The 13,868-nt window shown below is 36.8% G+C and carries 11 protein-coding genes and 1 riboswitch; of the genes, 3 read left to right on the top strand and 8 right to left on the bottom strand.

From position 1 onward, the window contains the following. Nucleotides 1–142 precede the first annotated feature (142 nt). The 3 genes from KHA94_RS01735 to KHA94_RS01725 form a co-directional block, all read right to left on the bottom strand. The gene (locus tag KHA94_RS01735; RefSeq protein WP_213100432.1) at nt 143–877 is read right to left on the bottom strand and encodes an amino acid ABC transporter ATP-binding protein; all 735 of its coding nucleotides are present in this window, start codon (nt 875–877) and stop codon (nt 143–145) included. 18 nt (nt 878–895) lie between these two features. Continuing rightward, complete coding sequence (locus KHA94_RS01730) at nt 896–1,663, bottom strand: amino acid ABC transporter permease (protein WP_213100431.1); 768 nt, start codon at nt 1,661–1,663, stop codon at nt 896–898. 247 nt (nt 1,664–1,910) lie between these two features. After that, nucleotides 1,911–2,759, bottom strand: coding sequence for a transporter substrate-binding domain-containing protein (locus KHA94_RS01725; protein ID WP_213100430.1), 849 nt, complete (start codon nt 2,757–2,759; stop codon nt 1,911–1,913). 182 nt (nt 2,760–2,941) lie between these two features. Beyond that, a riboswitch (Lysine riboswitch) is annotated at nt 2,942–3,123 on the bottom strand. Between the two features lie 482 nt (nt 3,124–3,605). On the opposite strand from KHA94_RS01725, the gene KHA94_RS01720 reads away from it, so the two are divergent. After that, nucleotides 3,606–4,838, top strand: a complete 1,233-nt coding sequence (locus KHA94_RS01720; protein ID WP_213100429.1) for a benzoate/H(+) symporter BenE family transporter — start codon at nt 3,606–3,608, stop codon at nt 4,836–4,838. A 443-nt stretch (nt 4,839–5,281) separates the two neighbouring features. On the opposite strand, the gene deoC is transcribed toward KHA94_RS01720, so the two are convergent. The 5 genes from deoC to KHA94_RS01695 form a co-directional block, all read right to left on the bottom strand. Then, nucleotides 5,282–5,932, bottom strand: coding sequence for a deoxyribose-phosphate aldolase (gene deoC / locus KHA94_RS01715; protein ID WP_213100428.1), 651 nt, complete (start codon nt 5,930–5,932; stop codon nt 5,282–5,284). A gap of 68 nt (nt 5,933–6,000) precedes the next feature. Further along, nucleotides 6,001–7,476: an aminotransferase class I/II-fold pyridoxal phosphate-dependent enzyme gene (locus tag KHA94_RS01710; RefSeq protein WP_213101252.1), complete on the bottom strand. Its 1,476-nt coding sequence runs from the start codon at nt 7,474–7,476 to the stop codon at nt 6,001–6,003. A gap of 40 nt (nt 7,477–7,516) precedes the next feature. Then, complete coding sequence (gene hemQ, locus KHA94_RS01705; RefSeq protein WP_213100427.1) at nt 7,517–8,260, bottom strand: hydrogen peroxide-dependent heme synthase; 744 nt, start codon at nt 8,258–8,260, stop codon at nt 7,517–7,519. A gap of 457 nt (nt 8,261–8,717) precedes the next feature. Further along, nucleotides 8,718–10,175: a MocR-like pyridoxine biosynthesis transcription factor PdxR gene (gene pdxR / locus KHA94_RS01700; RefSeq protein WP_213100426.1), complete on the bottom strand. Its 1,458-nt coding sequence runs from the start codon at nt 10,173–10,175 to the stop codon at nt 8,718–8,720. Nucleotides 10,176–10,319: 144 nt separating this feature from the next. Then, entirely contained in the window at nt 10,320–10,514 is a 195-nt protein-coding gene (locus tag KHA94_RS01695; RefSeq protein WP_213100425.1) for a hypothetical protein, read from the bottom strand. A 431-nt stretch (nt 10,515–10,945) separates the two neighbouring features. On the opposite strand from KHA94_RS01695, the gene qoxA reads away from it, so the two are divergent. Further along, a complete protein-coding gene (qoxA, locus tag KHA94_RS01690) occupies nt 10,946–11,857 on the top strand; it encodes a cytochrome aa3 quinol oxidase subunit II (RefSeq protein WP_213100424.1) in 912 nt (303 codons plus the stop codon). Nucleotides 11,858–11,925: 68 nt separating this feature from the next. Beyond that, nucleotides 11,926–13,866, top strand: a complete 1,941-nt coding sequence (gene qoxB / locus KHA94_RS01685; protein WP_213100423.1) for a cytochrome aa3 quinol oxidase subunit I — start codon at nt 11,926–11,928, stop codon at nt 13,864–13,866. Nucleotides 13,867–13,868: the final 2 nt, after the last annotated feature.

Raw genomic sequence — 13,868 nt, 5'->3', positions numbered from 1 at the left:
TTTTGTTTGGATCAAGTTTATGTTCCCTACAGTGGCGAACATCTCAATAAAACAATAAAGACCTATTCCCTCTAAATAGGTAATAGGCCTTTCCCAATTCATATAAGCAAAATATATTTTTTCCCACTTGATCCACTTACGCCTAATTCAATGTCCTCTTCAAAAACTCCCTAGTCCGTTCCTGTGCAGGTTGATTAAAAATTTGCTCTGGGCTACCTTCCTCGGCGATAACGCCCTTGTCCATAAAGACGACACGATCCGATACTTCCTTAGCAAACCCCATTTCGTGGGTGACAATTAACATCGTAAGACCACTATCTGCGAGTTCTTTCATGACCTTCAGAACTTCTCCTACCATTTCAGGATCTAGAGCTGATGTTGGTTCGTCGAACAGCATAACATCTGGTTCCATGGAAAGTGCACGTGCAATAGCGACACGCTGCTTCTGTCCACCTGATAATTGCTTTGGCTTTGCGTTCACATATTGATCCATTCCAACAACTTTCAAATATTTCATCGCGACTTCTTCGGCTTCTTGGCGGGAGCGCTTTAATACTTTCATTTGGCCGACGGTACAATTCTTTAACACATTGTGGTTATTAAATAAATTAAATTGCTGGAAAACCATTCCTAACTTGGTACGGTACGCGGAAATATCATGCTTGTTATCCAAAATATTTTCCCCGTTATAAATGATTTTGCCTCCACTCGGCTTTTCTAATAAATTTACACAGCGCAGAAGAGTTGATTTCCCTGACCCTGAAGAGCCGATGATACAGACAACCTCGCCCTTATTGACCGAAAAATTAATGTCCTTCAACACTTCATGTGTTCCAAAAGCTTTATTTAAATGTTGAATCTCAATAACTGCTTCCATTCTTATGCCCTCCTTCGCCTAATGATTATCCTTTTTTCGCAGCAAATCCTCCGGTGTCTCTACTTGCATTTGATTAGCATACATCGTGTAATTCTCAGGACCATCTAATCTCTTTTCGATGTAGCGCAGAATTCTTGTAACAGTAAAGGTCATTATAAAGTAAAGAATACATGCTACGAAAAATGATTCGAAATATCTGAAGTTATTACCAGCGATTGATTTTGTTTGGAAAAATAATTCAGAGACCGAAATAACGTTAAGCACTGAAGTATCCTTTATATTGATAACGAATTCATTGCCTGTTGCTGGTAAAATATTGCGGATGGCTTGTGGCAAGACAACATTCTTCATCGTTTGAAAATGGTTCATCCCTATTGCTTGTGCTGCTTCATATTGTCCTTTATCAATAGAAAGAATACCACCTCGAATGATTTCTGACATATATGCCCCTGTATTAATTGATACAATTAGGAATGCTGCGTTTAATCGGTCCATATCAACACCGAACGCTAAAGCAGACCCGTAATAAATAACCATTGCTTGGACAATCATAGGAGTTCCACGGAATATTTCGATATAAATAGAAAGTATAGCATTAATCACTTTAAGAAAGATTCTCTTTGCCTTACGATCTGGTGTAGGAATGGTTCGGATTACGCCAATTAATAAACCAATGATAAAGCCTAATATCGTACCAACCATTGAAATTAAAAGCGTAACACCAGCGCCACGAATAAACATTGGCCAATTATTTGAAATGATTTCAACTACCCACTCAAAACTCATAGTTCTCCCCCTTTAAGAAAAGCGCAAGCGCCTTGATCACCCCCGACAAGCATAAGACAGGCCGACGAGAAGGTTGTTCTTTAACCTTCTTGGCGGACTGGCTTATGACCTCGAGGTCGACAAAAACGCGACGTCCTGTCGCATTGTCGACACTAGTACGTCCTGTACGTCGGGGGTGGCTGCTTCCGCTAGACAAGTAGAAAAGCGAAACCGACTGCATGATAATGCACCCGGTTTCATATAATCATTAATTGGCTGCTGGTTGATTCTTAATAGCAGCATCCATAATGCTTGTACGTTCCTCCTCAGAGATGCCTGCCAAGATTTTATTGATTTCTTTAGTTAAGTCACTGCCCTTTGCAACACCTACTGCGATTGCTGTATCATCATCTGAAGTTTCGAATCCGTCTGAAAATTCAATCACCTTAAAGTTTTCGTTCGCAGATTCAGCACTTACTCCTTCTGGGCGTTCTGAAACATATCCATCAATTACTCCTGATTCAAGTGCAACCCTCATTGCTGGGAAGTTATCCATAGCAGGCTGTTTGCTCACACCGTTAATTTGGTCGATAACAGAATAATGAAACGTATTTAATTGAGCAGACACTTTTGCACCATTAAAATCTTGGATAGAAGTAGCTCCATCATATTTTCCGCCTTTTTTAACAACCATAACTAAATTCGATTTATAGTAGACGTCTGAAAAGTCAATCGTCTTTTTACGTTTAGCTGTTGGTGACATCCCTGCGATAATAGCGTCAATTTTTCCAGAATTTAACGCTGGGACAAGACCATCCCATTCTGTTTTAACGATCACTAATTTTTTTCCTAAACCGTCAGCAATTTTTTTTGCGATTTCTACATCGTATCCACCTGCATATTCTGCACTTCCGTCAATTTTTACACCACCATTAGCATCATCCATTTGCGTCCAGTTGAATGGAGCATATCCAGCTTCAAGCCCCACTTTAAATGTTCCATTCTCAGACTCTCCTTCACCACCGGTTTTTTCAGAATCACTGCTTGTACCACACCCTGCCAAAAGCAAAATCATAGATAAAGACATTGCTATTAAAAATGATAATTTTCTCCTCATGAGGCTTCTCCCCTTTTGTTATGATAGTTTAATATATTTCCATAATCGGAAAGGTATGCATGCCACTCAATTACAAAAGTCGCATTATTCCATTTATTCGGTCAATTCACACAATAAAAAGAGACCTGAGGTAAACTCAGGTCTCGCATTGTACATTTGCCCTAAAGTCCTCTTCTTTCCCTAAATGAGATAGCACAACTCAATAAACCGGGATGTTTATTGAGACAGTCCTGCAGTTCTTAACTGCAGACCCAGCAAGTAATACTGAGAATATTACAAGCTTCGGCGACATTTCCTTCTCAATAGCATCATAGCTTCTCAAGCTCCGCTAAAGACTGTTAAATATCGCGCCTCTACCTCACTAGTAAAAAGTGAGGTCTTATTAAATTGTTACATGTAGTCTACAATAATCGATATATTCTGTCAACCTTCTATGAGGAAAAAGTCACAGCAAATTATTATTCCAGTATTATATTAATTAATGGATGGTTGAAAAAGTTTTGAATTGGAGGGTCAATAAATTTCTAAATATTCTAATATAAAAGAATAAAGTGAAACTTCCGTCAGTGGGGGTTTTTTCCATCCCCCACTGATGGTTAGTTGAACCAATCACGCTCAAAACGCCACGTCCTGTGGCTTTCGCCTGACTAGGACATCGTGTCCGTCGTCGGGCTTTTACGGGCAGTTGTCTCCCACCTATCTTCCTCGCTTCTCTCTCAATCTTGAGGTGGGGGTCTTACTGACCGTTAATCTGCGATAAATTCCATTCCGTCTATCTCATCCGAGGGATAAATACGAATTATACGATAGAATTACAATTTCATATCGAAAAAAGGGGAGTCAAGCATGAATAGTAGTCAAGAAAATCATAAATGGAGGAGGAATCCTTACAAAGATTTAAATCATAAAAATATAGCAGCAGGAATTGTTGCGGGAATATTCATTATTACTGGACCAAGTGCTCTTATTTTGGAATCATCATCAAATGGAAACTTTACCATGGCACAAACAGTGCTATGGATATTTGCAGTCTACGTGTTTGGAGGGTTATTCGGGATAATCCTGCCTTTATATTATCGGATACCGATCGTTGGCGGGCATTCGCTCACCGGAGTTGCATTTCTAGCAACTATGACATCCCAGTTTACCTTTAATGAATTAATTGGTGCATATATCGTTTCAGGGATTTTAATGTTACTCATTGGACTTCAAGGTTTTTTCTCTAAATTAATGAATTTCGTACCGAAGGAAATTATATCGGCCATGCTGGCTGGGATGATTACGAAGTATATGGTGAATTTTATTATTTCCATAAACCAATTATTGATCGTTGGATTCCTTTCTCTAGTCACTTTTTTTATTTTTAGTAGATGGAGGACAAAGATTCCACCTGTGATTGCAGCGATTGTAATTGGATTTATTGTATTAATGCTGTTCTATCCATTGAATAGCGGTGAATGGTCATCAGGTGGGATTATACCGCAAATTCAGGTACCTGAATTCAATAAGGTGAGTTTCCTTTCTATTTCTATCCCTCTTGCCCTAATCATTTTAAGTAATGATGCAGCTGTTGCGGTTGGTGCATTGGAACAAAATAATTTTCGAACTCCTGTAAATAAAATTATTACTTTAAGTGGATTGTTTTCAATAATAACAAGCTTTTTTGGTGGTCAATCGGCAAATATTGCTGGAATGGCAACTGTAATTTGTTCAGATGAGGAAGCAGGGCCGAAGGAAAAAAGGTATATGGGGGCAGTTGTCACTGGTATTCTCCTTCTCGTATTCGGAATTTTTTCGTGGAAACTCGTTCCCCTTATTCAGGCCTTACCGAAAGAGTTCATTTCGATCATTGTTGGGTTTTCCCTTCTTAGTGTTTTCAGCAATAGTTTGCATCAAAGTTTCTCAAGACACTCTATTAAAATAAGTGCAGCATTTGCCTTTATTATTGCCTTGTCCAATATTACTATCCTAAATGTAAGTGCTCCAGTTTGGTCATTATTGGTGGGTGCTTTTATTGCTCGATATATTGAAACTGACGCGATGAAAAATATGGAGAAAAAGGGAAAGAAAACGGCTTAATGGAATCAAAAAAAGCCAATTTCCAAATCAAAAGGAAATCAGCTTCAATTTATTAAAGAATCTTTGTCATTGACTAAGGAAAATTTGAGCTCAATCCCCTTTTCCCAAAACGATCCATTCTACTGTAATAGGTAATTATCGATGTATTCCTATTGGGAGATCCAACAGGTTTAATAAATACTGCTAACAGTCAAGAGTTCAGCTACTTTTACTAAGTATACAGTAGCTTTTCTAATTTGATCCGAGCTTATCCTAGTTCAGGTATTGAGTTCCCAAGTATCAATGCCAGTCTTTCCTTCTATCTTCCGAACCTTACCCTATTATTCTACCAATGATAGACCTATAGGATAAGCTAGGATAAACACTTCTGATAATTTAACATTTTTCTTACATAATAATTAATTTTAGTAATATGTTTTTTATTCTAGTTTCTCAACTTGGCTTCACTTGCTATCCGAAAAAATTTTTACAGCTGAACTAGTACCTATTCTTGTTGCTCCAGCTTCGACAATTGCTTTAATATCATCAATGTTCCGGACGCCCCCAGAGGCTTTAACCCCAATTGCTTGTCCTACAGCTTTTCTCATTAATGATACATCCTCAACAGTTGCTCCATGCAAAGAAAATCCTGTTGAGGTTTTGACATAATCTGCACCGGATTTCACTGATATCGCACATGCCCTTATGATCTCTTCATCCGTTAATAGACATGCCTCTATGATAACCTTCACTAATGCCTTTCCTTTTGCAGCATCCACAACAGTACGGATACCATGTTCAACAAGTGCATTATTTTTATCTTTCAAAGCACCAATATTAATAACCATATCTACTTCTGTTGCTCCATTTCCAATGGCGTTTTTTGTTTCAAAGGCTTTCGTTTCAGGAGTATTGGCACCTAATGGAAACCCTATAACTGTACAAATATTTACATTTGTTTTTTGTAAGTGCTCTGCTACTAGGCTTACCCATACAGGATTGACAACTACTGATGCAAATCCAAATTGCCTTGCCTCTTTACATAGCTGTATAATGTCTGCTTTCTCTGTTTCGGGATTAAGCAAAGTATGATCAATCAATTTTGCATAGTCCAACTGCATCGCCACCTTAAAAGTATTTATATAAGTTAAGTCTTATCTCCCTAGTACAAGATGATTTATTCTCATTTAATAGCAAAATGTTCTTTTATCACACGAATTGTTTTTAATTCAGCATCTTCTGCACCTTGCACTGGAAGACCGGCTTCAATATTTTTTCTTGTATACATTAAATTATCTTCCGTAATTATTTCACCAGGAATAAAGATCGGAATCCCAGGAGGATATACCATAACAAACTCTGCTATTATCCTTCCTGCAGACTGATCAAAAGGAATCACTTCCGTTTCTGCATAAAAAGCATCGCGTGGTGTTAGAGCCAAAGGAGGAATTTCAGGCAATAAAACAGAAGTGTCTATATTTTGATCCGCATGATTTTTAAACTCATGTGAAAGCTCGGTTAAAGCTTGTACAAGTATCAACAAATCCTTCTTAGAATCGCCAGGTGTGACAATACAAAGAATGTTATAAAGGTCAGTTAATTCAACCTCAATATTAAATCGCGTTCGTAGCCACTTTTCAACCTCATATCCTGTAATACCAAGCTCTTTTACACTTATTAGTAGCTTTGTTGGATCCATAGATATTGCAGCACTAGATTCCAAAATTTCACTGCCTATACAATAAAAATAGTCAATTTCGTTAATTTTTGAACGTGTTTCTTCTGCTTTTCGAATTGTGTCTTCTAGTAATGCTTGACCTACAGTTGCTAATGATTTTCTAGCAACATCTAAAGAAGACAGTAATAAATATGAGGTAGAAGTTGTCGTCAGCATACTTAACACAGATTGGACACGCTTAGGAGAAACAAGATTCCCACGCAAATTCAAAATAGAACTTTGTGTCAAGGAACCTCCTAATTTATGCACACTTGTTGCAGCTAAATCAGCCCCTGCCTCCATCGCAGAAAGCGGCAGCTCTTTGTGAAAATGGATATGAGCTCCATGTGCCTCATCAACAAGTACAGGAATTTCGCTGGAATGAGCAATTTTTACAATTTTCTTTAAGTCTCCTGAGATACCATAATAGGTTGGATTAATAACAAGCACAGCTCTTGTATCAGGATGTTGTGCTAGTGCCCTTTCAATAGAATCAGGTGTAATCCCATGCGAAATACCGAGAGTCGAATCAACTTCTGGATGAATAAATATAGGGATAGCACCTGAAAATACAATCGCACTCATGATCGATTTGTGCACATTGCGCGGAACTAAAATTTTATCTCCTGATCCGCAAACAGACATAATCATAGCCATAATCGCCCCGCTTGTTCCCTGTACGGAGAAGAAAGTATAATCCGCTCCAAAAGCTTTAGCCGCTAATTCCTGCGACTCTTTTATAATTCCTTTCGGAAGATGTAAATCATCTAAAGGTCCTATATTTATTAAATCTATAGATAGAGCTTTTTCACCAATAAATTCTCTAAACTCAGGATCCATACCATTCCCTTTTTTGTGGCCGGGAATATGAAATTGGATCGGTTCTTTTTCAGCATGTTTTTTTAAAGCTGTAAATAATGGAGTATCAAATTGAGATACCAATTTTTTCAAACACCCTTTCTCCTCTGCAAAATGTAGGTAATCATAGCTGTAAAAGACGATTAAAGTGTTCTTTCGTTAAATGACTGCCGATATAAAAAGAACCAAATTCTCCAAAACGTGCACTGACTTCATCAAAACGCATCTCGTAAATTAGTTTTTTAAATTGAACAGGATCATTCGCAAATAATGCCACACCCCATTCATAATCGTCGAACCCAACTGATCCTAGGATAATTTGTTTCACTTTCCCAGCATATTTTCGGCCAATTAAACTATGGCTCCTCATCATTTGATTACGATCTTCGTGAGGTAACATATACCAGTTATCTTGACCTTGACGCAGTTTATTCATCGGATAAAAACAAAAATAGTCTGTTTCAGGAATCTTTGGATATAATCTTGCTCTTATTTCTGGTTTACGATAAGGATCTTCCCCTTTCGGAAGATAATTACTTAGCTCCACAACAGACACATAAGAAGTGGTTTGCATTGTATATTCAGCGAATTTTGTTTTATTAAATGCTGTTTCAATGAGAGTTAACTCTTTTAAGGTTGGTCGCAGGAACATTAGCATAATATCTGCTTTATGACCAATAATTTGAAACAGTGCATGGCTTCCTTCCACTTTCTCTTCGCTAATTGTCCATTGATTCCATACTTCAAAAATCTCTTCAATTGCTTCTTGACGCTGTTTGATTGATAAGGTTTTCCATCTTGTCCAGTCTATTTTGCGAAAATCATTTAAACAGTACCAACCTTCAAGTGTTTCAGCTGCATTAGACATAACATCATTCTCCTTTTATTAGAAAAACTTGGCCTTCGCCAAGTCCTTTTTGGCGAATGCCTTAGTTTTCCTTATGCGATCTTATTAGCAGATATTTAATTGAACACACACTTTACTTTAGTACGTTAATAAACTTAAATTTTCCTTTTAGCTTAATTCATTTTATTCATAGTCCATCCTCTCTTTTCGATTTAGCATTATTACTTTTTCACTAAAAATGAACTATAAAAATTTTCGAAATTTATCCGTATGATAATTCTCATAGTAAAGAGTTAATTGTGAATCATTCACCACTTTTTAACCAATACATCCTCATTATTTTTGCTATTTTAGTAAATGGTGAATAAATCTCACTATTTAATAATAAATTGATTTACTTTTTTTATAACCATCCACTTATACTCTTTTTTAACCATCCATTTACTTTTAAATAAATAAAAAAAAGATCATGAAAATTTCATGATCCTCGGTTTAAATAATTATTATTCACTGCATTAAGTGCTTCGGCAAATCTCTTTATTCCTTCATTTATAGATTCTTCATTTTCCCTTGCAAAAGTAAAGCGGACGAATCCCTTTTTGGATCCCATTGTGGTTCCAGGTAGATAGATAACCCCTCTTTTGATTGACTCTTCCAGCAATTGTACTTCATTAAAATCTTTATTTAACTTGCACCAAATATGGATTCCACCCTGCGGTATATTAAAGTCAACTTGATCCTGTAAATAAAATCTAAGACTCTTGACAATTTGATCTCTTCGCTTCTCTAACTGTTTGACTAATTTTTTGATATGAGAATGAAATTCTTCCGATTCCAAAAAATCATTAGAAATCCATTGAGTAAAGCTAGCATGCCCAAAATCTATTTGCTGTTTTGCATCTGATAATCTTTCAATAACGGGTCTTGGTCCAATTATCCAACCAATTCGCAGTCCTGAGGCAACGATTTTCGATAAAGAGCTTATATATAAAACATTTCCATTGACATCCATCGATTTTAGAGTTGAGATCTCTTCTCCTGAAAAGGACGTTAAACTATATGGATCATCTTCAACAACAGGAATCCCATATTCAGAAGATATTTCTAAAACGGTTTTCCGCCGATTATTGTGAAGTAATGCCCCTGTAGGATTTTGAAAAATCGGATTTAAAAATATCATCCGAATTCGATGTTTTTTATGTAATGACACCAAATCATCAGGGTTTATTCCATCTTTATCCACTGGTAAATAATATATTTTGAGCCCTGCCGATTTAAAAACAGGGAGATTGTAATGGTAAGATGGCTCTTCAATGGCAATTGCATCTCCCGGCTTTAACAGGCATTGAACGACTAAATGTAAGGCTTGTTGGGCTCCGGATGTAATAAGTATAGATGCTGGATTTGTTTCAATTCTTCGAAATTGTTTAACGTGTTTTGTAATGGTTTCTCTTAATATTACATTGCCTTGTGGATGGTCATATCCTAAGCTTCCAATAAAAGTTCTAGTAGAAGTAATCTTTCTTAAGGAATCCATAGGAAAAAGATCCTCCGACAATTCCCCGCTTGCTAAATCGATCAATTTATGTTCTGCCATTTCTTTGCGAATTTTTTGAGTCACAGGTAAATTAGGCAAAAAGGATCCTGCCTCAATATACCTATTCCAGCTCGGTATACGTTTCTTGGTAATCCCCCAAATATCTTTGCTTATGGTCGTACCGCTTCCTCTAGTTCTTTGAACGAGCCCATTGGATTCCAATTCGTCATATGCGGCAACAACTGTGCTTCTATTGATGTTAAGCTCCTTAGCTAAGTATCTTTCGGAAGGTAGTGGTTTATCAGGTGGAAAAGTACCATCTGCTATGCCATTTTCGATATATTCTGCAAGCTGTTTATATATAGCTTTTTTCGCTTTTCGATCTGGTTTCCAATCCATATATTACATTCCTCATTACTTTGTTTAGCCCTTTATACTAATTATTGTATTCATATTTCTTTATTTATTCAAACTTAATAAAGATCATTTTTCCATATTACCTATTGCACCTTTACTTCGATAGGTTAAATGACAGTATCGGTGTTAAGCAAAAAAAGAAATATATACTCCAAGAGCAATTATTGAAAGGATGATAATTACCCCATAAATTAAAGATAAATTTTTATTATTTCTTCTTGTTGAGCTACTATAATTTTCGTCGCCTTTACGAGTTACTAATAGCGTTAAGGCAATTGAGATTAATAAGATACAGAAAACTAAAGCATACATAATCTTCATGTTACACCTCTTAAGACATTTTAGATTCAAACTAAAATTAAACTAGGATAAAAAAATAACTATAAAAGTAAAATCGTTTAAGATACTTTTTAAACACTTTTATTGAATAAACTATTAATCTTTTAGGATACTATTTTTCCAAATAATAATAGTATACGATATGTCACACAATTATATACCATCCATTTTGGCAGAAATTTAACCAACCACTTTTGTAAAAGCGACTTGATTAAAGGATTCATTATCATATAAGAAAAGGTTGATATACCAATATTTACTAGTGTAATTTCGAACATTTTGTGACACTGTTCACATTTTCTTGCCTTTCATAATTAGAGCGACTAATATAAAAATCAAATTGTAAATCATGAAACATGTTAAATCATTTTTTGCGCTATGAAACTACAAGAAAAAATGGAAGGGGTTATTCCATGATAAAAAAATGGTCTATTTTATCAATAGTTTTCACTATTGTCACTGTGCTAACAGGATGCGAACCGCTATTGGTTTTGGATCCTAAAGGGCCACAAGCTGAAAGGCAAGCAAGTGACATCATGTTATCGATTGGAATTATGTCGATAATTGTCCTTGCTGTTTTCGTAATTTTATTTATTATGCTAGTAAAATATCGTGCTTCAAAACAAAGTGAAGATTACGAACCACCTCACATTAAAGCAAATATATGGGTTGAAATAATTTGTGTGGGGATTCCAGTTTTAATCGTCGCTTACCTTTCCTTTGTATCCGTTCAAAGTAACAATATCGTAGAGTCAGCACCGAAAGGGTATGAAGATAAAGAGCCTTTAATTGTATATGCTTCAACATCTAACTGGAAGTGGCATTTTAGTTACCCAGAAGAGAATATCGAAACAGTTAATTACTTGTATATTCCAACAGATCGGGCACTTGAATTTAAACTCTATTCATTCGGACCAATCACGAGCTTCTGGATTCCACAGCTCGGTGGACAAAAATACGCAATGTCTGACATGGTAAATACATTGCATTTAGCAGCTGACGTTCCAGGAGAATACATGGGACGAAATGCCAACTTTAGTGGGGAAGGATTTGCTGAAAATACCTTCAATGTCAAAGCGATGCCTGAAGAAGAATTTGATGATTGGGTTAAGGAAGTGAAAAAAGCAGCGGAACCTCTTACTGAAGAGAAATTCGATGAATTATTAAAACCAGGTCATGTTGGGCAGTCCACTTACACTGGAACTCACTTGGAATTCATGCCTCCTCCAGAAGGTGAAAATGGTGGACATCATCACGGATCATCTAAATCAGAAAAATCAGTCGATGATTCACATGAAGAACATTCTAATCAAAACCACCACTAGGTTTAACGAACGCTAAAACAAAAAGCTAGTTTTATATATCAAGAATTCCTGAAAGGAGTCACAAATGTATGGATTACTTTGATCGATTTGCCGTACCACATCCAAGTCCTGCTATTTATGTATCGATGGTTGCCATTGGACTTACAGTTATCGCAATTATCGCTGGCTTGACCTATTTTAAAAAATGGGGCTATTTATGGCGTGAATGGTTAACAACAGTTGACCATAAACGTATTGGTATTATGTATTTAATATCTGCTTTATTAATGCTATTCCGCGGTGGCGCAGATGCAATTATGATGCGTGCTCAACTAGCAGTACCTGAAAACACGCTGCTAGATGCTCAGCACTATAATGAAATATTCACTACACATGGGATCGTTATGATCATCTTTATGGCCATGCCCTTCATTATGGCCTTCATGAACTTCGTCGTTCCATTACAAATTGGTGCTCGTGACGTAGCTTTCCCAAGACTAAACGCGCTGAGCTTTTGGTTATTTTTTATGGGAGCGATGTTATTAAACATCTCTTTCGTCGTTGGTGGTTCTCCTGATGCAGGTTGGACTTCTTATTTTCCACTTGCAGGTAATGAATTTAGTGAATCTGTAGGAACAAACTATTATATGCTTGCTCTTCAGATTGCTGGTCTTGGTACATTAATGACAGGGATTAACTTTATCACTACTATTTTAAAAATGAGAGCACCTGGCATGACACTAATGAAAATGCCAATGTTCACATGGTCTGCTTTAGTTACGAACGCTATTATCGTTTTTGCTTTCCCGGTATTAACCGTAGCACTTCTCATGGGCACGATGGACCGTTTGTTTGCAACAAACTTCTTTACTACAGCAAATGGTGGTATGGATATGCTTTGGGCGAACTTCTTCTGGGTTTGGGGACATCCTGAAGTGTACATTTTAATTCTACCGGCATTTGGTATTTATAGTGAGATTATCTCAACCTTTTCACGCCGCAATCTATATGGCTATAAATCAATGGTTGGCTCAATGGTCATAATCTCTCTATTATCATTCTTAGTTTGGACACATCATTTCTTTACAATGGGCCAAGGGGCTTTAACGAACAGTATCTTCTCGATTACAACAATGGCGATTGCTGTTCCAACAGGAGTTAAGATATTCAACTGGTTATTTACTCTTTGGAAAGGTAAAATTGTCATTACCACTCCAATGCTTTATTCATTATTGTTCATTCCGATTTTCACAATCGGTGGGGTTACTGGGGTAATGCTTGGAATGTCAGCTGCCGACTACCAATACCATAATACGATGTTTTTAGTCGCTCACTTCCACATGGTTATTATTCCTGGTGTCGTGTTCGCCATGCTTGCTGCTCTCCATTACTACTGGCCAAAAATGTTTGGTTTCAAGTTGAATGAAAAAATAGGAAAAGTAGGAGCATGGGTTATCTCCATGAGCACTCTCTTAGCATTCATGCCAATGTTTTTCTCTGGATTAGACGGTCAAGCACGTCGTATGTACACTTACTCTGAATCAACTGGATTTGGATTTTTGAATATGCTTTCGTTCATTGGAGCAATTGGATTTGCTATCGGTTTCTGTTTAATCGTGTACAATATTTACTACAGCACTCGTTACGCTTCAAGAGATATTAGTTCAGATCCATGGGATGCACGTTCTCTTGAGTGGGCTACACATAGTCCAGTGCCAGAATATAACTTTGCTATTACGCCTCAAGTTAATTCAGCTGAAGCATTCTGGGATGCTAAGAAACATGGTCATGAACTATTCACTGGTGAATATGAAAAAATTCATATGCCAAATAACAGCGGCGTTCCTTTCATTATGGGCTGTATCTTCTTTGCATGGGGATTCTCATTTATATTCGGAATGTGGATTCCTGTCATCATATCAACAATTGGGATTTTTGCTTGTATGGCTCTTCGTTCCTTTGAGAAAGATCACGGACGTTACATCTCTGTTAATGAAATTAAAAAAACTGAAACATCGCGAGGTGCTTAATT

It is taken from the genome of Cytobacillus citreus, assembly GCF_018343665.1.
GTDB classification, from domain to species: Bacteria; Bacillota; Bacilli; order Bacillales; family Cytobacillaceae; genus Cytobacillus; species Cytobacillus citreus.
The sequence above is the reverse complement of the archived record's forward strand: the minus strand, read 5'-3'. Positions and strand labels throughout refer to the sequence as shown.

Bases quoted from the DNA above. Each gene is read 5' to 3' on its own strand.
- KHA94_RS01735 (WP_213100432.1), bottom strand. From the start codon at position 877: ATGGAAGCAGTTATTGAGATTCAACATTTAAATAAAGCTTTTGGAACA.
- KHA94_RS01730 (WP_213100431.1), bottom strand. From the start codon at position 1,663: ATGAGTTTTGAGTGGGTAGTTGAAATCATTTCAAATAATTGGCCAATG.
- KHA94_RS01725 (WP_213100430.1), bottom strand. From the start codon at position 2,759: ATGAGGAGAAAATTATCATTTTTAATAGCAATGTCTTTATCTATGATT.
- KHA94_RS01720 (WP_213100429.1), top strand. From the start codon at position 3,606: ATGAATAGTAGTCAAGAAAATCATAAATGGAGGAGGAATCCTTACAAA.
- hemQ (WP_213100427.1), bottom strand. From the start codon at position 8,260: ATGTCTAATGCAGCTGAAACACTTGAAGGTTGGTACTGTTTAAATGAT.
- pdxR (WP_213100426.1), bottom strand. From the start codon at position 10,175: ATGGATTGGAAACCAGATCGAAAAGCGAAAAAAGCTATATATAAACAG.
- KHA94_RS01695 (WP_213100425.1), bottom strand. From the start codon at position 10,514: ATGAAGATTATGTATGCTTTAGTTTTCTGTATCTTATTAATCTCAATT.
- qoxA (WP_213100424.1), top strand. From the start codon at position 10,946: ATGATAAAAAAATGGTCTATTTTATCAATAGTTTTCACTATTGTCACT.
- qoxB (WP_213100423.1), top strand. From the start codon at position 11,926: ATGGATTACTTTGATCGATTTGCCGTACCACATCCAAGTCCTGCTATT.